This window comes from Actinopolymorpha alba DSM 45243 (assembly GCF_000373925.1).
Lineage (GTDB): Bacteria > Actinomycetota > Actinomycetes > Propionibacteriales > Actinopolymorphaceae > Actinopolymorpha > Actinopolymorpha alba.
The window spans coordinates 35,931-53,995 of record NZ_KB892776.1 but is presented as its reverse complement, the minus strand read 5'-3'; the positions used below and the strand labels follow the sequence as shown (position 1 = coordinate 53,995).

The 18,065-nt window shown below is 66.2% G+C and carries 17 protein-coding genes and 1 pseudogene; 9 read left to right on the top strand and 9 right to left on the bottom strand.

Annotation, left to right across the window (positions count from 1 at the left end; translation table 11 throughout):
• From B141_RS0126115 to B141_RS0126105, 3 genes and pseudogenes are all read right to left on the bottom strand, one after another.
• Window positions 1-581: pseudogene (locus B141_RS0126115) on the bottom strand (DUF222 domain-containing protein); the annotation flags it as partial.
• A 246-nt stretch (window positions 582-827) separates the two neighbouring features.
• Window positions 828-971: a hypothetical protein gene (locus B141_RS49660; protein WP_020578141.1), complete on the bottom strand. Its 144-nt coding sequence runs from the start codon at window positions 969-971 to the stop codon at window positions 828-830.
• A 221-nt stretch (window positions 972-1,192) separates the two neighbouring features.
• On the bottom strand, window positions 1,193-1,426 hold the full coding sequence (locus B141_RS0126105) for a heavy-metal-associated domain-containing protein (RefSeq protein WP_020578140.1): 234 nt from the start codon (window positions 1,424-1,426) through the stop codon (window positions 1,193-1,195).
• Between the two features lie 252 nt (window positions 1,427-1,678).
• On the opposite strand from B141_RS0126105, the gene B141_RS46115 reads away from it, so the two are divergent.
• On the top strand, window positions 1,679-2,656 hold the full coding sequence (locus B141_RS46115) for a helix-turn-helix domain-containing protein (protein ID WP_020578139.1): 978 nt from the start codon (window positions 1,679-1,681) through the stop codon (window positions 2,654-2,656).
• Window positions 2,657-3,004: 348 nt separating this feature from the next.
• Window positions 3,005-4,432, top strand: coding sequence for an MFS transporter (locus tag B141_RS0126095; protein ID WP_020578138.1), 1,428 nt, complete (start codon window positions 3,005-3,007; stop codon window positions 4,430-4,432).
• A 68-nt stretch (window positions 4,433-4,500) separates the two neighbouring features.
• Here B141_RS0126095 and B141_RS0126090 read toward each other — a convergent pair whose 3' ends face one another.
• Window positions 4,501-5,520: a phosphotransferase enzyme family protein gene (locus tag B141_RS0126090; protein ID WP_020578137.1), complete on the bottom strand. Its 1,020-nt coding sequence runs from the start codon at window positions 5,518-5,520 to the stop codon at window positions 4,501-4,503.
• Window positions 5,521-5,578: 58 nt separating this feature from the next.
• Between B141_RS0126090 and B141_RS46110 the strand changes: the two genes are divergently transcribed.
• From B141_RS46110 to B141_RS0126070, 4 genes are all read left to right on the top strand, one after another.
• Window positions 5,579-6,106: a GrpB family protein gene (locus B141_RS46110; protein ID WP_020578136.1), complete on the top strand. Its 528-nt coding sequence runs from the start codon at window positions 5,579-5,581 to the stop codon at window positions 6,104-6,106.
• Between the two features lie 249 nt (window positions 6,107-6,355).
• Entirely contained in the window at window positions 6,356-7,291 is a 936-nt protein-coding gene (locus B141_RS0126080; protein ID WP_157181284.1) for a phosphotransferase, read from the top strand.
• 60 nt (window positions 7,292-7,351) lie between these two features.
• Window positions 7,352-7,990, top strand: coding sequence for a Pr6Pr family membrane protein (locus tag B141_RS42800; RefSeq protein WP_157181283.1), 639 nt, complete (start codon window positions 7,352-7,354; stop codon window positions 7,988-7,990).
• Between the two features lie 54 nt (window positions 7,991-8,044).
• The gene (locus B141_RS0126070; protein WP_020578133.1) at window positions 8,045-8,560 is read left to right on the top strand and encodes a GNAT family N-acetyltransferase; all 516 of its coding nucleotides are present in this window, start codon (window positions 8,045-8,047) and stop codon (window positions 8,558-8,560) included.
• Window positions 8,561-8,598: 38 nt separating this feature from the next.
• Here the strand turns inward: B141_RS0126070 and B141_RS0126065 are convergent, their stop codons facing one another.
• A complete protein-coding gene (locus tag B141_RS0126065) occupies window positions 8,599-8,970 on the bottom strand; it encodes a MerR family transcriptional regulator (protein WP_026257590.1) in 372 nt (123 codons plus the stop codon).
• A 379-nt stretch (window positions 8,971-9,349) separates the two neighbouring features.
• Here B141_RS0126065 and B141_RS0126060 point away from each other — a divergent pair, with 379 nt between their 5' ends.
• Window positions 9,350-10,174 carry an SAM-dependent methyltransferase gene (locus B141_RS0126060; RefSeq protein WP_020578131.1) on the top strand — a complete coding sequence of 275 codons (825 nt, stop codon included), beginning with the start codon at window positions 9,350-9,352 and terminating at the stop codon, window positions 10,172-10,174.
• Between the two features lie 50 nt (window positions 10,175-10,224).
• Here B141_RS0126060 and B141_RS0126055 read toward each other — a convergent pair whose 3' ends face one another.
• Complete coding sequence (locus B141_RS0126055; protein WP_020578130.1) at window positions 10,225-11,433, bottom strand: cytochrome P450; 1,209 nt, start codon at window positions 11,431-11,433, stop codon at window positions 10,225-10,227.
• A 263-nt stretch (window positions 11,434-11,696) separates the two neighbouring features.
• On the opposite strand from B141_RS0126055, the gene B141_RS0126050 reads away from it, so the two are divergent.
• A complete protein-coding gene (locus B141_RS0126050) occupies window positions 11,697-12,752 on the top strand; it encodes an alpha/beta hydrolase (RefSeq protein ID WP_020578129.1) in 1,056 nt (351 codons plus the stop codon).
• A gap of 15 nt (window positions 12,753-12,767) precedes the next feature.
• On the opposite strand, the gene B141_RS0126045 is transcribed toward B141_RS0126050, so the two are convergent.
• From B141_RS0126045 to B141_RS0126035, 3 genes are all read right to left on the bottom strand, one after another.
• On the bottom strand, window positions 12,768-13,604 hold the full coding sequence (locus B141_RS0126045; protein ID WP_020578128.1) for an LLM class F420-dependent oxidoreductase: 837 nt from the start codon (window positions 13,602-13,604) through the stop codon (window positions 12,768-12,770).
• Between the two features lie 94 nt (window positions 13,605-13,698).
• The gene (locus tag B141_RS0126040) at window positions 13,699-15,354 is read right to left on the bottom strand and encodes an FAD-dependent oxidoreductase (RefSeq protein ID WP_040422354.1); all 1,656 of its coding nucleotides are present in this window, start codon (window positions 15,352-15,354) and stop codon (window positions 13,699-13,701) included.
• Window positions 15,355-15,405: 51 nt separating this feature from the next.
• Window positions 15,406-16,431: a LacI family DNA-binding transcriptional regulator gene (locus B141_RS0126035; RefSeq protein ID WP_020578126.1), complete on the bottom strand. Its 1,026-nt coding sequence runs from the start codon at window positions 16,429-16,431 to the stop codon at window positions 15,406-15,408.
• Window positions 16,432-17,480: 1,049 nt separating this feature from the next.
• On the opposite strand from B141_RS0126035, the gene B141_RS51695 reads away from it, so the two are divergent.
• Window positions 17,481-18,023, top strand: coding sequence for a hypothetical protein (locus tag B141_RS51695; RefSeq protein ID WP_020578125.1), 543 nt, complete (start codon window positions 17,481-17,483; stop codon window positions 18,021-18,023).
• Window positions 18,024-18,065: the final 42 nt, after the last annotated feature.

Here is an 18,065-nt window from a genome sequence, read left to right as displayed (position 1 = left end):
TCTTCGCGGGCCTTCTTGTGGCGTTCTTTGGCTGCGTCGGGGTTGATCTTGATGATTTCGGCTTCGATGTAGAGCCGTAGCAGCCCGCCCCGCAGTTTCAGCACCTCGGGGAAGATCGCCTCATCCACTGCTGTGCGGTCAGCTGGGGGTAGGAGGGTGAGCCGGTCGACGATCGTCCTAACCTCGGAGAACTCAAGCTCGCCGCGTTCCAACGCGCCACGGGTGTTCGGCAAGTCAGACAGGGCGAGCGCGATCAGCATGAACTGATCACTGCGGTAGTTGGTCCACCCCAACATCGGCGCCATTAGCTCAGCCGCACGCGGCTCCGGCACAGACGACCGCTCCGCCTCACCATCCTTGAAGCAGGGCAGGCAGTGCGCCAACACAGCAGTCACAGCAAGACTCAAAGACTCGCCCCAACAGGCGATCTTCCGCGCGGCCTGAAGCAGGACCCCAAGCTCGAACCCATTACACGCCGACCGATCGACGCCCGCGAACGCCACCACCAACTCCGGCCCGGGAAGCATCTCAGCAAACCCGGGCGGGAGTGGTGAGATCCGCTCACCATCGCCGTCGCTCATACGTTCGAGTCTAATCGATCACGATCATGCTCGCAACCTGAGGAGACCGCTAAGGCCCTTATTTACAAGGAACGTTGCGATCCGAGAGTGTGGAGTACTGTGTCGCCGGCGTGACCGCGACGTTGGTGTGGGGCCTCGCCGGGGGTGAGCGAGGCCCCACGGAGGAGAGATCGACCGGGGAACGGTGCTGGGATACCGTGCGGCGCCTCTACGCCTCTACGCCTCTACGCCTTTCCGCGTACGGCGTTATGACATCCGATTGAGCCAGCCGCGCTGGCGGTCGGCGGGGTTGCGCAACGGCTCGGAGACGACCTTGCCGTTCGGGATGATGTTGGTGTCTGGATCGCAGTCGCCTGACGTGGATCCGTTGCCGGGTGTGCGGTCAGTCATCGCGTCGGAGTCCTTTCTGCTGCGTCGGGTACGCCGGTGTCGGGTACGTACGCGGCCCATGTCTGGGTCCGGGTAGCGCCGCCGCGTTCGTCCGGCGGCGGGGGCACTTTTCGTATTCCGAGTGTGGAGTCCCACGCCGTGACCGGACTAGGACCCGGCGCGGTCATCGAACGGACACCGTCCGGACTCACCACAGCCCCGAGCCACCGCCTGCTCGGGATTCAGATGTCGGTGACCGAGCAGCCCGCGGCGTCGATCGCCGTACGGACGAGGTCCTCGCTCACCGGACCGTCGGTGAGGATGCTGACCTTCCCGGTGGCGGGCTCGACCTCCACGCCGACGATGCCGGGCACCTGAATGAGTTCGGTCCTGATGGCGGTCAGGCAGTGGTCGCAGGTCGCGGGGGACAGGTCGGTGACGTGGTAGGTGACAAGGCTGTAGGCAACCGTGATCATGACGCTCCTAACTGGCTTCGTGACGGTGGGTCTGGCGTCGACTCCGCCGTCGTGGAAAGCCTGCCCCAGGCCGGAGTGGATATGGCCGTGCGCGAACCTTCCGATGCACGCAATGGCGGGAATCAGACACCCCAGGCGGCGCCTGGAGCCGGGGCGCGGATCGAGGCATGCGATCGTTGTGGGTAGCGAGGGGTAGCGAGGGGTAGCGAGGGGTAGCGAGCGGTCGTCGAGGGAGGAAGGCACGGTAGTCCGGTGATCAACCCAGCTCAGAGGGGGGACGATCAGCTGGCGCGGCGGCTCTACGCGCGGATGCACGAGCGCGGGGAGTCGCTCGACGAGGCGGCCGCCGGCCTCCAGGTGACCGCGACCGAGGCGAACGAAGCACGCGATCAACTGCTTCGGCTCGGGCTGCTGAACCCCTCGACGCAGACCACGGTCGATGCGGGAGCCGCGCTGGCGCGGAGCCTGCGCGAGACCCATCGGGTGGTTGACCACCTGGTGGAGCAGCAGGTACGAGCGGCATCCCTCGCGCGCGACTACCTGAGCATCGCCCGCCAGGGGCACAGCGACGTGCGGGTCGAGTACTTCGACCACGGTGACTCCCGCCCCATGCTCCAGCAGCGCATCGACGAACTGGCGGACCTGGCCAGGCACGAGACTCTGGCGATGCATCCGGTGGCCAATTGGACCCGAGAGTCCCTGGAAATTGGCACCGCACGAAACAAGCGGGTCATCACCAGGGGCGTGCGGGTACGCACGTTGCACGCGCAGACCATGATGTCCGACCCGTTGCTCCGGGAGTACCTCCGGGCCCGCGCGGAGGACGGCGGCGAGGTCCGGGTGGCGCCGGTCATCCCCACTCGCATGCTCGTGTACGACCGGCAGATCGCGATCGTCCAGGCCGATCCCGACGATCTACAGGCCGGTGCCGTGCTGATCCACGGCCAGAGCCTCGCCAGGTCGCTGGCGGCGATCTTCGACTACTGCTGGATGACGGCGTCGGAGCTTCGCGACGTACCCCGGTCGGCCGATGGCGCGTTACGAACCGAGCAGCAGCGGGCCGTGCTTCGTGCGTTGGCCACCGGAGCGAAGGACGACGCGATCGCCCGCAGCCTGGGTGTGTCGACGCGGACCGTGACCCGGCTGGTCGGCGAACTCACCGCGATGCTGGGGGCGGAGAGCCGCTTCCAGGCCGGCGTACGCGCGGCGAAACTCGGCTGGCTCGACTGATCCGTGGCGTACTCCCTCCCCTAGCGGCGTCCACAGGACGCTAGCGACGTACGCCCTCACCTCTGGTCGGTGAGCTGGCGGGCGTCTGCCGACAGACCTCCATCTATAACCCCCTAGGGGTATGTTATGGTCTGGACTCGCTCATACCCCTACCTGGTATTACGTGGATCAAGGGACTCCATACACGAAAGCTGCCGGACAGGCTCCACAACGCAAACGGTGGGCGTGCATTGGCCTGCACGCCCACCTGTGGGGTCGGTTCGATTTCGACATCTCACCGTTCGACATCTCACCCAACCCTCGATCGCATTCTCCACCGACGAGAGTGCGAGGAAGTAGGAGGACGGCATGAACGCCGCTGATCCACGCCGGTGGTGGGCCCTGATAGTGCTCGCCGCCGCGCAGTTCATGGTCATCATGGACACCTCCATCATTGGTGTCGCGCTGCCAGACATGCAGCGTGACCTCGGCTTTTCGCAAGGCAGCCTGCAGTGGGTGTTCAACGCGTACGTCATCGCGTTCGGCGGCCTGCTGCTGCTTGGCGGTCGCTTGTCTGACCTGCTCGGAGCACGGCGGGTCTTCACCGCCGGCTGGGTCATCCTGATCGCCGGCTCGGTGGTGGCCGCGGCGGCCGGGAACGCGTGGGTCGAGATTCTCGGCCGCGGGATCCAGGGCGTCGGCGGTGCGTTGATCGCACCCGCCTCGATGACCCTGCTCATGATGCTCTTCGGGCAGAATCCCCGTGAGCTGGGCAAGGCGATGGCGTTGTACGGTGCGGCCGCACCAGCCGGCGGGACCGCCGGTGTTTTCCTGGGCGGCGTGATCACGGAGTACCTCAGCTGGCCCTGGGTGTTCATCGTCTACATCCCGATCGGACTGGCCACGCTCGTCGCGGTGCCGCGTCTGTTGCCTGCGACCCAGGGAAGGCGGGGCTCCGTCGACATTCTGGGCGCGATCGCGGTCACCGCGGGCATCGCCCTGGCCGTCTACGCCATCGCCCGCGCACCCGAACAGGGTTGGGGTACGACGGTCTGGCAGGCGGGTCTGGCGCTGGCACTCCTGGTGGGGTTCCTGCTCATCCAGCGTGCGGTCCGTGAACCTCTGATGCCGCTCGGTATCTGGAAGACGCCGGGGCTCGCGACCGGCAACATCGCGATGGCTCTGCTGGGCGCGGCCTGGATCCCGATGTGGTACATCCTGAACCTCTACCTGCAGCAGGTGCTCGGCTACGGCGCCTTCGCCAGCGGCGCCGCCCTGGTGCCGATGACCATCGCGATCATGATCTTCATGATTGGCATCACGGCTCGACTGCTGGGCCGGTTCGGGGCAAAGCCGCTCATCGTCCTCGGACTCCTCGTGCTGGCCGCCGGTGTCCTGAGCCTGTCCCTCGTACGCGCGGACGGCTCCTTCGCCACCGACGTACTCCCGGCGTCACTGGTCGCCGCGGTTGGAATGTCACTGGCCTACATCCCGGCGATGATGTCGGCCATTGGCGGTGCGCGTCCGGAGGAGAGCGGGCTGGCGTCCGGCATCGTCAACACCACCTACCAGGTGGGTTCGGCGCTGGGACTCGCCGTCATGACGGCGATCGCAACCTCGCGGGGAGCCGCCGAACTCGGGAACATCCCGCGGCTCACCGAGGGCTTCCAGGCCGCGTTCGTCGGAGCGGGCGTGGTCGCCGCCCTCGGCGGCGTCCTCACCCTCGTCCTCATGCGCCGACCGAAGCCCGTCACTGGTGAGGGCGGCCAGCGGAAGAGGGAGTCGCTCGCGGCCTGAGCAGCGTCACGGATGTGGGGGCCGGAGCGCGCCCCCACATCCGTTTCGTACGGCGTGCTGGCTTTACCTCACAGGAATGCCGTCCGCCACTCCGGCGTACTGATCATGTCGAGCGCCCACTCGAATGCCGGCCCGCGCTGGTGCAGCCGATCCGCCTGGTCTGGTACCCCAGCATCATCGGCGAGTTGGGCGATGAAGCAGAGAGGGGTACGCGCGATGGCGTACGGAAGTGCCTGGCGTTCGGTGATTGACAACGGCACGTCCAGAGAGGCGTCGTAACCGTCGACGAGCGTGCGGAGTTGGGCGAATCGGCTCGGTGACGTGTCCTGGCGGCCGAGGCGTTCGTTGGTATAGAAGAGAGTCAACGCAAGATCGTCAATACGGGGACGCCAGCCCATGAAATCAAGGTCTGTCACCAACACAACGCGGTCGCCGGAAAACCGCACATTGTCGTCCCAGTAGTCGCCGTGGACGAGTTGACGCGGCAGAAGCTTTGCGAAGGGGCTCTCGACCTCCTCCAGGCGCCTCGCCAGCGCCTCCGCCTGAGCGGCGTACCTCGTCTCCGCACCTGCCAACGTCCGTTGCCGTACTACCGCAAGACCTGCGGCGACGGCACCAACCAGGTGCATCGCCTCGACATGGTTGGCGTGTGGCGGCGTGGCGGCGGCTGGGCTTGCCGGCGCCCTTCGTAGCTCGCTGTGGATCCGCCCGAGGAGGGCAAGTCCGATCCGGATGTGTTCCGCGGTGTCCATATAGGTGTCGGAGCCCACGAACTCCTCCGCCTCGACAAGGTGTCCAGCGGCTTCGCACCACGGACGGCCGTCGACGGTGGGGCAGGTCCGCGCGAACGGCAAGCCACGTTCATGCAGGAAACGCCGGATGTGTTGCACCGCTTCCAGCCGGGCGACCGTCATCCATTGCCGATACACCCGGACCACGAGGTCGCGCTTGCCGTTCCGTACAAGGACGTTGAGATTGAACGACTCGCCGAGTTCGCGCGGAGCGGAGTCCGGCGTCAGCCCGTAATGCGTTCTGGCGGCATCGAGGAACTCCCGCGAGATCGTCGCGCGCGGCGGGGTGGCGGTCATATCCGCAGACTATGGCGGAGCGGCTCCGACGATGGGCATGATGCAGAGGATGAAGAGAATGAGCCACGTCGACGAGCCGATCGAGGTCGTTCCCTCACAAGACGACTGGTTGTCCCACGGGCAGAGGTTGCGCGCGGAGGTCTGTGCGCTGCTGGGGCTGGCATCTGGCACTGTCGAGCACATCGGGTCGACCGCGGTGCCTGGCCTGGCGGCAAAGCCGGTCATCGACCTGATGGTTGGCTGTCCCGAGAGCGAACGCAGCGAAGTCGCGCATCGACTCAGCGAAGTCGCAGGGTACGAGTATCTTCGCGAGCACAGCCCTCCGGGACGGGAGTACCTACGGCGGCGTACGTCACCGCCTTGGTCCAACGTCCATGTCGTTGAGTTGAACGCCGTCCTCTGGCGGGACAACCTGGTGTTCCGCGATTTCCTCCGGGCGGATCCCAGTGCCGCCCTCGAATATGCGAACGCCAAGCGGTCCGCGGTCGAGCAGACGGGCTGCCTGCGCGCCTACTCCGCGGCGAAGGCGGACACGGTCCAGCGAGTGTTGGAACGCGCGAGGTCCTGGGCCGGCACTCGCCCCTGATGCGCCCGTCCCGTCGCGCTGGCAAGGGCCGGGCAAGGGTACAGCGAGATGGCGTACGATATGGCCGACTTGACTAGTCATATTGTCCTGAAGGGCCGTGTCCACGGGATCCGCTTGCGCGCTGAAGGGAACGCCGTGCCCGATCGCTCATGCATATCGACCACCGCTGATTCCGCCACCTTGGCTGGTCTGGTCGCCGATGCTTTCGACCTCGGCCGTCCGATCGGGCCGATGGTTCCCGTCCGGCACGTGAGTCAGGAGACCTGGCGACTGGACACAACCTCGGGGTCCGTACTCGTGAAGCGATTCTGGAAGGGGCCCGGCGTTCCCTGGCAGCCGGCGCTCGAGTGCGCGATGGCGCTGGAGCAACGGGCCCTTGACGCCGGCATCGATTCTCCGCGACCGGTGACACCGCGGTCCCCTCAGTTTGGAGCGGCGACACACATCGATGGCCACGGCGTCTTCCGGGCTTACCCGTACCTCGACCACCGGCCACTCGAGCCCGAGGATGACCTCAGCGAATGGCTGGGCGACACGCTCGCACGCATCCATCAACTCGAGCCGCCGCTGTCGGAGGCGCCCGAACCCCCTTGGTGGTACAACCAGTCGCCGCCCGTCTCGCTCGCGCAGTGGTCCGAGTGGCTCGACCGAGGCCGGGATGGAGGCCTGATCTGGGCACCTGCTCTCGACCGCCAGCTTGAAGTCGTCCGCTCGCTCTCCCGCCAGGTGGTCGAGGTGTTCCGGGACACCGGGCCACATGTGCGGACCCACCGCGACGTCGAGCCATGGAACGTCCTGATGACGCCGTCGGGTCGAGGGCGATGGCGTCCCGTTCTCATTGACTGGGATGTCGCCGGACCCGACAGTGCACCGCTGGAGGCGGCGCACGTGTTCGCCAGCTTCGCCATGCTGGGCCGCAAGGCGCCAGACCCTACGCTCGTACGCCGGGCCGCCGGCGCCTATGGCCAGGCTGGCGGGCACCAGGTGCGGCCCGTCGAAGGGCTACTCGCGAGGTACGCCGGTATGCGGCTGGCCAAGATCTCGCAACGCATTCGGGTTTCACTCGGAGACGCTCGCCCGGCAAGCGTCGATCCAGGCACGGCGGACGCACGCGCGATGGCTGACATCGAGGCGCTTCCGCGGCTTGTCGCAGACGTACGGGTGTGGCGACAGTACTTCCCCTGAGTGGCCGCGGCCGGGCTCATGTCGGGAGAGTGATCGGTTGGCCACGCTATGATCACGGCCGTGGTGAAGCGCCGGGTGCTCGCGATCGTTCGGCTGCTGGTCGCGCTTCTGGTGCTGGTCGCGATCGGCGTCCAGCTGGTCACCAACCTCGACAACGGTACGTTCGACCCGACGAGGTACTTCGCGTTCTTCACGATCCTCAGCAACTTGTTCGGGGCGGGGCTCCTGCTCGTCCTCGCCCTCAGCCCGCGAGCGCGAACCACCCGCTCAGCGACCCTCGACCTCCTCCGCGGCGCCGCGGTGGTCTATCTGGCGGTCACGTTCGTGGTCGTGATGGTGCTCCTGTCCAGCGCTGAGCTGCAGGTTGCCCTCCCGTGGGTCGACACGGTCGTCCACAAGATCCTGCCCGTCTACCTACTCATCGACTGGCTGGTCGACCCGCCCACCCGCCGCCTCACCTTCCGGCTGGGGCTCCGCTGGCTGATCGGCCCGCTGATCTGGGCGCTGTTCACCCTCGTCCGAGGCGAGGTCGACGGGTGGTACCCCTACCCGTTCCTCGACCCAGCCAACGGCGGCTACCCCAGCGTGGCGATCCATCTTGTCGCCATCCTGATCGGCTTCGTGGTGTTCTCCTGGGTCACGGTCGCACTCGCGAACCTCGCGCGGAGGCGGTCACACCGGCGCGGTTCGCCAGGGTGAGTGCCCCACGCCAAGAATGGTGTGAGGATGGCGGGTGTGACGGAGCTACGCACAATGCATACCGCCGACCTGGACGATGCCACCCGTAAGGCGGCTCGCGCTCTCCTCGCCGAGGTCTTCGAGGGCGACCTGACCGACGATGACTGGGATCACTCCCTCGGCGGAATCCACGCGCTGGCGTGGGAGGGCGAGGAGCTGGTCGGGCACGCGTCGGTGGTCCAGCGCCAGCTGCTGCACAACGGCCGCACGCTGCGTACCGGCTACGTCGAGGGGGTCGGCGTACGCGCTGACCAGCGCGGTCGCGGACACGGCTGGGCCATGATGGCGGAGCTGGAACGCGTGATCCGGGGCGCCTACGACCTGGGTGGGCTCGGCGCCACGGACGAGGCCGCGAGGTTGTACGCCGCTCGGGGCTGGAAGCTCTGGACAGGGCCGACGTACGCGCTGACACCGACCGGCATCACGCGCACTCAGGAGGAGGACGGGTCCATCTACGTCCTTCCCGGCTCGGTCCCGCTCGACCTCGCCGGCGACCTGACCTGCGACTGGCGCGCGGGCGACCTCTGGTAGCGCCGAGGACCGACTCCGCCCGAGGGCCGCAGAACCCCTCAACCCTGCGGGGAGGGCCCGCGGGCAGCGGCGATGACCCGGTCGAGGGTCTGCAGCGATGCCGTCAACGCCGTGATCTGCGCGACGATCCGTTCCCGTACCGGAAGCAGCCCGTCGACGAGGTACGGCGCCGGCGTGGTGAACTCGTCCGTACCACTGCCACACATGCAGGGCAGCAGGTCAGCGATGCAGCGGCTGTTGAGGCCCGAGGCGAACAGCAGCTGGATCTGGGCGACCCGCTCGACATCGCTCTCGGAGAAGCTGCGGTAGCCGTTCGGATGGCGCTCTGGCCGCAGGAGTGACTGCTCCTCGTAGTAGCGCAGCGACCGCACACTGACGCCCGTTAGCCGGGCCAGCTCGCCTATCCGCATGCGCCGAAGTGTAGGCCCGACCATCACATAGGTGTCAGGATCCAGCGTCCTTCAGCTGTCGAACCCGACCACGCTCACGCCGCTCCCCAGCGCGGTACGACGCGCCGCCAGCCCTCGCCGCACAGGCCGACGGACGCTGGTTGTGGCCCAGACTTGTGACACCCATACCGGGTCGATAATGTACCGATTGTTTGTTGTCGATCTCGTCATACTCCGATCGCAGTGGACGGAGGTCCCGCCAGGTCATCGCACGTCGAAGTCGGGGGATACGGCTTCCTGAAGCCCGGTGACATCTCAGCTTCCGTCTCGATGCGCATGTATTGGTCCTGCGCGTCATGCTCGTTCTGTCCAAAACTACGGTCGTTTGCCAGGAGACGCGGTGTTCGAAACAGAGAAGGCACCTGCTGACAACAGTCGCACGATGAGCGTCGCGCGTATCTACGACTATCTCCTTGGTGGGAGTAACCACCGCGAGATCGACCGGCAGGCAGCCGAGCAGATCAAGCTCCTGTTCCCTGAGCTGGAAGACTGGGCGTGGTGCAACCGCGGGTTTCACCAGCGTGCGGCACGGTGGCTGACCTCTGAGCTTGGCATCTCGCAGTTCCTTGACATCGGCTCGGGCCTGCCCACCCAGAACAACACCCACGAGGTGGTTCAGGCCATCAACCCAGCCGCGCGAGTGGTGTACGTCGACAACGACCCCATGGTCGCGGAGCAAGCCACGAAGCTCCTGCAGGGCGTGGACGGCACTGTCTTCATTCCCGGTGACCTTCGCGACTCCGACAGCGTTTTCAGCAACCCTGAGTTGCGCCAGCTGATCGACTTCTCCGAACCCGTGGGCCTCCTCATGACGGCCGTCGTCCATTTCGTTTCTGACAAGTCCGACCCGTGGCGACTGGTCGCCCGGTGCCTCGACAAGCTCTCGTCGGGAAGCTACCTGGTGCTGTCACAGGGTACGTACGACAAGCAGACGCCCGAGGTGGTGGACCGGGCGACAACCCTTTACCAGAACGCCAACGAGCAGCTCTACCCGCGAGGGAAAGCGGAGGTGGAGCGCTTCTTCGAGGGCCTGGAGTTGTTGCCGCCCTACGAGGGTGCGAAGCCAGGGGTCACGTTCGGCGGTCTGTGGGGTGCCGAAGACCCCGAACTCGCGGATGACGACGCGTCGCGGGCGCTCTACGCCGGGGTCGCGCGCAAGCCCTAGGTACGGGCTCTTATCTACTAGGCAAGAGCCCCTGGGAACAGGGCTCTTGCCTACCAGGCCACGGGCAGCTCAGAGACGCCGTACACCGTCGTCAGCGTGCGGAACGAGAGCTCCTCGAACGGCGCGGCGAGCCGCAAGGACGGGAAACGTCGAAGCAGGGCTGGGAACGCGGCCTGCATCTCCATGCGGGCAAGGGGCGCGCCGATGCAGTGGTGGATGCCGTGGCCGAACGCCACGTGGGACTGGGGTTTGCGGGTGACGTCGAACCGCTGTGGGTCGTCGTAGAGCTCGTCGTCGCGGTTGGCTGACTGCAGCGAGACCATGACGTAGTCGCCGGTCTGGACGGGCTGGTCGCCGATCTGCAGGTCTTCGGTGGCGGTGCGGATCACCGCGCTCTGGGCGATCGTGAGGTAGCGCAGGAGTTCTTCGATCGCCGGAGCTGTCAGGTCGGGGTTGTCACGAAGCCTGGCCGCCTGCTCGGAATGCCTCAGCAGCAGGGCGGTGCCCAGTGCGAGCATGCTGGCCGTGGTCTCGTGCCCCGCGAAGAGAAGGAGCCGGCCGATCCCCGCGATCTCGGCGTCGGAAATCTCGTCGCCGTACTCCCGGATGAGCATTCCGAGCATCCCGTCGTCGGGCTGCTGGCGTTGACGGGCGATGAGGGTGGCGAGATAGACGTGCAGCTCCTTGAACGCAAGGCGGAGCTGGTCACGGGGTTGGGTCAGGTCGAGGATGAGATTGCTGAGCCGGCGGAACTCACTTCGGTCTTCGTACGGCACGCCGAGCAACTCGCAGATCACCAGCGCGGGTATCGGAAACGCGAACGCCGACACCAGATCAACCGGCGGGCCAGTCTGCTCCATCGCGTCAAGATGCTCGGACACGATGGCTTCGACTCGGGGGCGGAGCTGGCTGATCCGCTTCACCGTGAACTCACCGGCAAGCATCCGCCGGAACTTCGTGTGTTCGGGTGGATCGAAACCAATGAAGCTTCCGGGCTCGGTCGCCGCCGCTTCGTCGCTGCCCTTGACAGTCGGCAGCCGGAGCAACCATGGCGGCGTGGCCGCATTGCTGAAACGTGTGTCGCCCAGAACCTGGCGGGCGTCGGCGTACCGAGTCACCAGCCAGACGCAAACCCCGCTTGGCAGCTCAACCCGGCTCACGGGTAGCTCGACGCGCAGCTGGTTGAGCTCCGGTGCGGGGTCGAACGGGCAAACGCGGTCTCGCCGATACGGCAGGGGTATGGCTGGTTCCTCAGTCATGCTGTGGTTCCTCAGTCATAAAGGTCCCCGGAACTCGCGGCAAAAGGAAGTTGGCGCGTGAGGGTCGAAACCAAGCTGATCGGCCCTTCCATTCCGGGCCCACTATATCCGCGAGTTGATCAACTGTCACCGCCGTGCCGGGCCGGTCCGGGACGACTGGTGGGTGTCGAGAGGGCGCTGGTCCGGCGTCGGCCGGGGCCTGGATGAGTCGCACATATGAGACCTTCCGGTGATAGGCCGCATGCGTAGCGTAAGGTTCGTCCATGATCCTGCGCTCCGCGATCCGGACAGCCGTGGTTGGCCTGCTCGCAGCCGGCTTGTCCATGCCGACACTGGCCAGCGCGGACACTGCTGACGCTGAGCGGGCGGGCGCGTCCTGCCACGCCGTCCAGCGCAAGGTCGCGATCGCCCCCGGACGATCCGCGACCGTGAAGATCTCGGGCACCCTGTGCGTGCCGACCCGGTGGTCGCCGGGTAAAAGCGCGGTTGATGTGCTGGTCCACGGCGGAAGCTACAACAGCAGCTACTGGGACTGGGCGCAGTACGCGCGCAAGTATTCCTACGTGAGGCGGGCGACGGCTGACGGGCGTGCGACCTTCGCGTTCGACCGGCCGGGCACCGGCGCGAGTGACCGTCCCCTGAGCACGGGCGTGACCGTCTCCTCCGACGCCTATGTGCTGCACCAACTCATCAGCTGGCTCAGGTCTCGTGACTATCAGACTGTCAACCTCGTCTCGCATTCCATCGGTGGTCTGGTCGCCATCGAGGAGGCGGCGAGGTACGACGACATCGACCGGCTCGTGGTCACCGGCATGTTGCACGGCACTGGCGTGGGCCTTGGTGGAGCCGGCACGTTCGTCGACTTCTATCCGGCACTCCTCGACTCGAAGTTCGCCGGCACGACGCTCGACCCCGGGTGGATGACGACCCTGCCGGGGACGCGCGCGTTCATGTTCTACTCCGCCAAGAACGCCGACCCGGCAGTGATCAGGTACGACGAAGCGCACAAGGATGTCACCACCGAACTCACGCTGCTCACCTCGGCGTTGGCGAACAAACTGCCACCTCCGCTCAACAGCACCAACCGCGTACGCGTGCCCGTGTTGGTGACGGTGGGCCAGGAAGACGCGTTGTTCTGTGGGCTGTTGTTGAACTGCGCCAGTGACCGTGCGGTCTATCGGAACGAAGCGCCCTACTACTCCAGCGCCGAGTCGCTGACGGTCAAGACGTTTCCACGTACCGGCCACAACATGATGCTGCACCCGTCCGTTGACGCGTCGTACGCACTGATCAGCGACTGGCTCGAGCGCACCAGCTAGGCACCTCGAGCCACCCTAGGAGAGTTCGCCGTTCAGCTTGGCGATCGCGTCCTCCCAGCGGTCGAGTGCGCGTTCGACGGTGCCGCGGGAGCCGGACGGAAGCCAGTGGTTCGCCCGCCTCACTCCGGCGTCCCGCATGCGTTCGAGGGCGGCCGGATCGGCTGGCGCCGAGAGCAGCTGCACTCCGACCGGGCGTTCCGCACGGGCGCGGAGTTCCCGGATTCGGTCGAAGATCGCCGGATCGCCGAGATAGTTGGGAATCCATTCGTCGCCGAAGGCGATCACCCGGTCCAGCACGGTTGGTCCGTCGCCGCCGACGAGGATGGGCGGATGGGGTTGCTGTGCCGGTTTGGGATAGGACCAGATGCGTTCGAAGGAGACGTGGGTGCCGGTATAGCTGGCCTCGACCTGGGTCCAGATCGCCTTCATGGCTTCGACGCGTTCCCGGAGCAGCGCCATCCGCGTGCGTGGATCGGTGCCGTGGTTGCGCATCTCCTCGCGGTTCCAGCCGGCACCGACGCCGAACTCCAACCGCCCGCCCGACAGATGGTCAATGCTGGCGACCTCGTGTGCGGTGATGATCGGGTCGCGCTGGATGACGAGACAGACGCCGCTGCCCACCCGCAGCTTCGACGTCGCGGCAGCGGCGGCCGTCAACGCGACGAACAGGTCGTAGCAGTGCCAGTACTTCGCCGGAAGATCGCCACCCGGATAAGGCGTTTCCCGACTTGCCGGGATGTGGGTGTGCTCGGCGAAGAGCACGGCGTTCTGCCCACGTTCCTCCAGCATCCGGGCGAGCGCACCAGGATCCATACCGTCGTGTGTAGGGAAGTAGCCCACTCCGAATTCCATCACCTCTCCATACCCACCACGTGGTGGCGAAATCCGCGACGTTCACGTCAGGGGCTAGTGGATCGGCGCCGGTGCGCTCCGGCGCCGGTCCAGCTCAGAGGAGGATGGGTGGCGCCTGCGCGCCGGCGAGTTCGGCGAACTGCGGATAGGCGGGGCGTTTGTGGGTCGAAAGGCCGCGGATCTCCGGTGACCAGGCGAGTTCGATGCCGAGCCGTTCGGTCAGCAGCCGCTGATAGGTGGTACGCCGTTCAGCGTCCGCACGCACCTCGCGTGGCCGATGCTGACCATCGAGGCAGAACGCCACGAGCGCGCCCACCGCTTCACCGATTGCCCATTCGACCGGGTGCAGGCGGTAACAGCCGTTGGTGATGTGCGTCGTTCCGATGTTCTTGTTGGCGGGCAGGAGGTTCTCGACCCGGGCCGGAATGAGCGCGCCGAGTGGGATCTGGAACGGATAGGAGTCGATGTCGACGTAGGTCCGGCCGGCCGTGCTCGGGTGAAGGTCGATGCGGTAGTTGCCGAGCCCGACGGAATCGTCGAACTGCACGGGACCGTTGTCGCCCGCGGCTTCCACGCCGACGTGGAGTTCGGTCACGGTGAACTCCGCCTTGATCCGGCGGGCTTCGCGAATGTAGGGGCGCATCGCGAGACCGTCGGGAGTTCCGGTGATGTCAGGTCGCAGCCGTAGGCCGGGATATCCGGCGCCGCCGTCGGGCCGTGGCGCCTCGGTCTGCATCCAGTGCAGGAGTGAGAGCGCGAGTTCCCGGCTCTGCCGGAGGGCGTGGTCGCGTATGGTCTCGTCGACGCCGAGGAGAGGGGCTTCCCAGTAGTCGTTCTGGGGCCAGTTCACCAGCGTCACGTCGTGTTCCACGGTGCCGGGACGGTAGTGAGCCTTGGCGACGATCCGCCGGTAACGCCAGAAGTCCTGGGTGTTCTCCTCATCCGGCTCGCCGAGGAAGATCGGCCGGTGCCGGGTCGCGAGCGTCACCGGGTCGACATCGGTCCAGGCAAGCTGAGGGCCGGGCCAGAACGGCGCGACGTGGTGCCGCCAGTGGTCGTAGCTTGGCGGGCGTTCGACCGTGTGGTCCTCGCCGGGCCGGTGCTCGATCGCGAAGCACCACGTGATCGCCTGCTGGTCAAGGGGATTCGCGACCTCCGGGGCATGCGGCTCGCCCGTATCGTCCTGGCCTTCCGCGCCGATCACGTGCTCGACGCCACCGAGTTCGAGGAGGTCGCCGAGTTCAGTCGCGTCGACGACGTACGACGCGGTGATGGTGATGTCGTCGCCGCCACGACGCCGGACCGTGGCACCCTCGAGGTGGTCACCCGTGCGGTGGACGGCCACCGGCTCGTGCTGAAGTAGCAGGGTGAGTTGGCCCGCGGCGAGATACGGCGCGAGGAGTTCGTGAATGGCGGCGACGGCGACGGCCGGCTCGTGGCAGAGCGGGCTGACGAAGCCACGACCAGGGTTCAGCAATGGAGCCGCGGCCGCGTCCGCTGTCAACGGAAGGTTGCGGCGGTAGAAGTCCCGGATCCGTTGGCGTAATGCGCGATAGCTTGGTGAGGCGTAGCGACTCTCGACCCACGGGTGCTCATCCGGTGGCACCGCCTGGCTGGTCAGCTGTCCGCCCAGCCATTCGCTTTCTTCGGTGAGTACGACTCGCCGGCCCAGCCGCAGCGCGGTGAGTGCCGCGGCGACACCGCCCAGGCCGCCGCCGACCACGAGTAGATCCGCCTGGAGTTCGCGCATGGTCACCTTCTGATCCTTCCCAGTTGGTCGTCGCTGTGGGATGTCAGGCTCTTACGTCCTTGCGGGTGTGGCGATGGTGTGCGGTGCTGGTGCGCTGCTCGGCAGCACCAGCTGAACAGGCGCCTTGGTTGGTTGGTCCAGGCGGGAGAGCAGCAGGCGTACGGCCGCTCTGCCCATCTCGGTGCGGGGAATACGTAACGTGCTCCAAGCCGCGAACTCGTTAGTACCTGAAGGTGGTGAGTCGAGGACGACAACAGACAGGTCGTCTGGAATCGCCACGCCGGCCGCGGCCGTGAGGGCCTGCCGGGCGTGTGGAAGCCCTTCGAGAAGGACGGCGGTGTAGCCGTCGTTGATCAGTCGCTTGAGCCAGTCGGCCGTCACGGCATCCGGCGGTAGCTGGACGAGGCGGCCGGTCCGGACCTTGTGCGCGGCCAGGGCGGCCCGAAATCCCTTCCTACGATCGTGCTGCGGCTCGATGGGAACCTCCGACCCGGCGTAGAGAATCCGGCGATGGCCGAGCCGGAGGAGGTTGTCGACCACCTGCTCGACCGCCCGCGCATAGTCAGTGGTGACGAACGGAATGGTCGCACCCGGAATATCCCGCCGGCCAATATGGACGAAGGGATAGCCGTCCTTGACCAGACGGAGGAGTTCGTCCCGATCGGAGTGAACGCCCAGCAGGATGCTGCCGTCGGCAATAGTGAGTCGCTTGACACCGTCGCGGTAGATCCGGCGGCGGCGATCCGGCTCACCGCCAGCGGAGGTGAAAAGCACCAGATCGTAGCCAGCGCTCTCGGCTTCCTCCTCGATTCCCAGGAGAAACTCGTAGTAGTAGTCCCGGCGGTCGAGCGGAAACACCGCCTCGAAGCTGTGAACGCCGAGCAGGTTGGTGCGTTTGCCGCGTAGGTTGCGGGCGACGGGATTGGGGACGTAACCGAGACTCCGGCTCGCCTCGAGGACGCGGCGCTGCGTCTCCGCTGGGATGCCGGCCGCGTCACCGCGGCCATTGATCACCATCGAGACCGTGGCCTGAGACACGCCGGCACGACGCGCGATGTCAGCTTGACGTACCCGCACAGCAGTCCGGCTCCTTGACTGAATCCTCTTTACTAATACGGATCAGTGCTGCTTGCAGCCAGACATTACAAGGAAGCGTCCGGTTGTCAAGAGGCTGACCTCGGGGCGACGCCTACCGCTACACGGCAGGACGGTGGGAGTATCTATGGGCCAAGGTGCTGGCCGGGCTCATGCCGACTAGGAGATAGCTTGCGAGATTCCGGGGTGCTGTGACCCCCGGATTCTTCACGGTTTTGGCGAGGTACGGCGGATGGGGGACCAGTTCGGGTCTTCGTGCGCTGACTCGTCGACAGGCAAGGCGAATTGAGCGTGCTTCGTCGGGAGATACGGCGAGGCTTATTCAAACCCCTTTACGCCGACAGGTCGCGGCATCGTGAAAGCAGCGGGAGGCGACTTGGTGGAGGCGCGACCAAGATCGTTTCGGGGAAGTGGCCCACGCTCCGCGCGGAGCGTGGGCCACTTCCCCGAAACGATCTTGATCTGCTGCGGGTCGTCTCGCAGGCCGGACCGCTGGCGGCCTAGTTGATCATGGTTCGGTTCCGGCTCAATCAGATCCAGCAACTTCTCCGGCGCCAGAGGTTTTGAATAAGCCTCCGTGAGGCCGCGGCTGTCTCGAATGGCGTACACCTGAACGTCTCGTCTATTGAGAAACCGGGCTCCTGTCTCACATTGTGTACACCCTTTGGCGGACCTCACGCGGCAATTCCCCGCCTCACTAGGCGAATTTGCCTTGCCTGGTGGGGATATGCCCTGCCTCGCACCCGAGAAGGTGTACACAATGTGAGACGGCGCCCGCCTAGTCTCACATCGCGGGCAGATCTGACGAGGTCGGGCGTCGAACCTTGAGTAGATGCCCACTTCCCGCGCGAAAGTGGGCATCTACTCAAGGTTCGGCGTGCACTGGTTGCCAGGGCCGCCACATCGTCGCCGGGTTAGGTCCGGGTTGTCAGAGGTTTCTCGGTCTCTTAGCCGAGAAACCTCTGACAGCTCGGCAAGTTCGGCAGGCTCGGCGAGCACAGGTACTTCAGCCGGCATGCCAAAGTGGACCCATGACGACGCTCGCCCAGCTTCGCAAGACCGCGCTTTCCCTCCCCGAGACCGCCGAGCAGGACACCGGCTTCGGCACCGCCGCATTCACTGTGGGCGACAAGCGATTCGCCTCGAAGGACAAGGAAGACTATGTGCAGCTTCATCTCCCCGCGGCGGAGGCGGACGAGGTCCTGGCAAGGCACAAAACCGCTGAGCGGCTGACCCGTGGCGCGACGCCAATCGGCGTACGTATCCCGCTCGGGGACATCAACGGTCAGGAGCTCAACCACTGGGTACGCCGCGCCTGGCTTTCGCGCGCACCGAAGCGGCTCGCAACGCAGGCAGCAGCCGCGGAGTCCGCGGCCGCTGGCGAGGTCGGTGACCTGCCCAAGGCCATCGGCAGACCCGCCACGCAGGCGCTTGCAAGTGCCGGCATCACCACTCTCGCCCAGGTCGCCGAACTGACCGAAGCTGACCTGCTGGCGATGCACGGAGTCGGCCCGAAGGCTGTACGTATTATCGGCGAGACCCTTGGCGCAACTGGACGTCCGCTCAAGGGCTGACTCAAGGATTCCGGCGGTTTGCCAAGGTGACAGGAGGGTTTC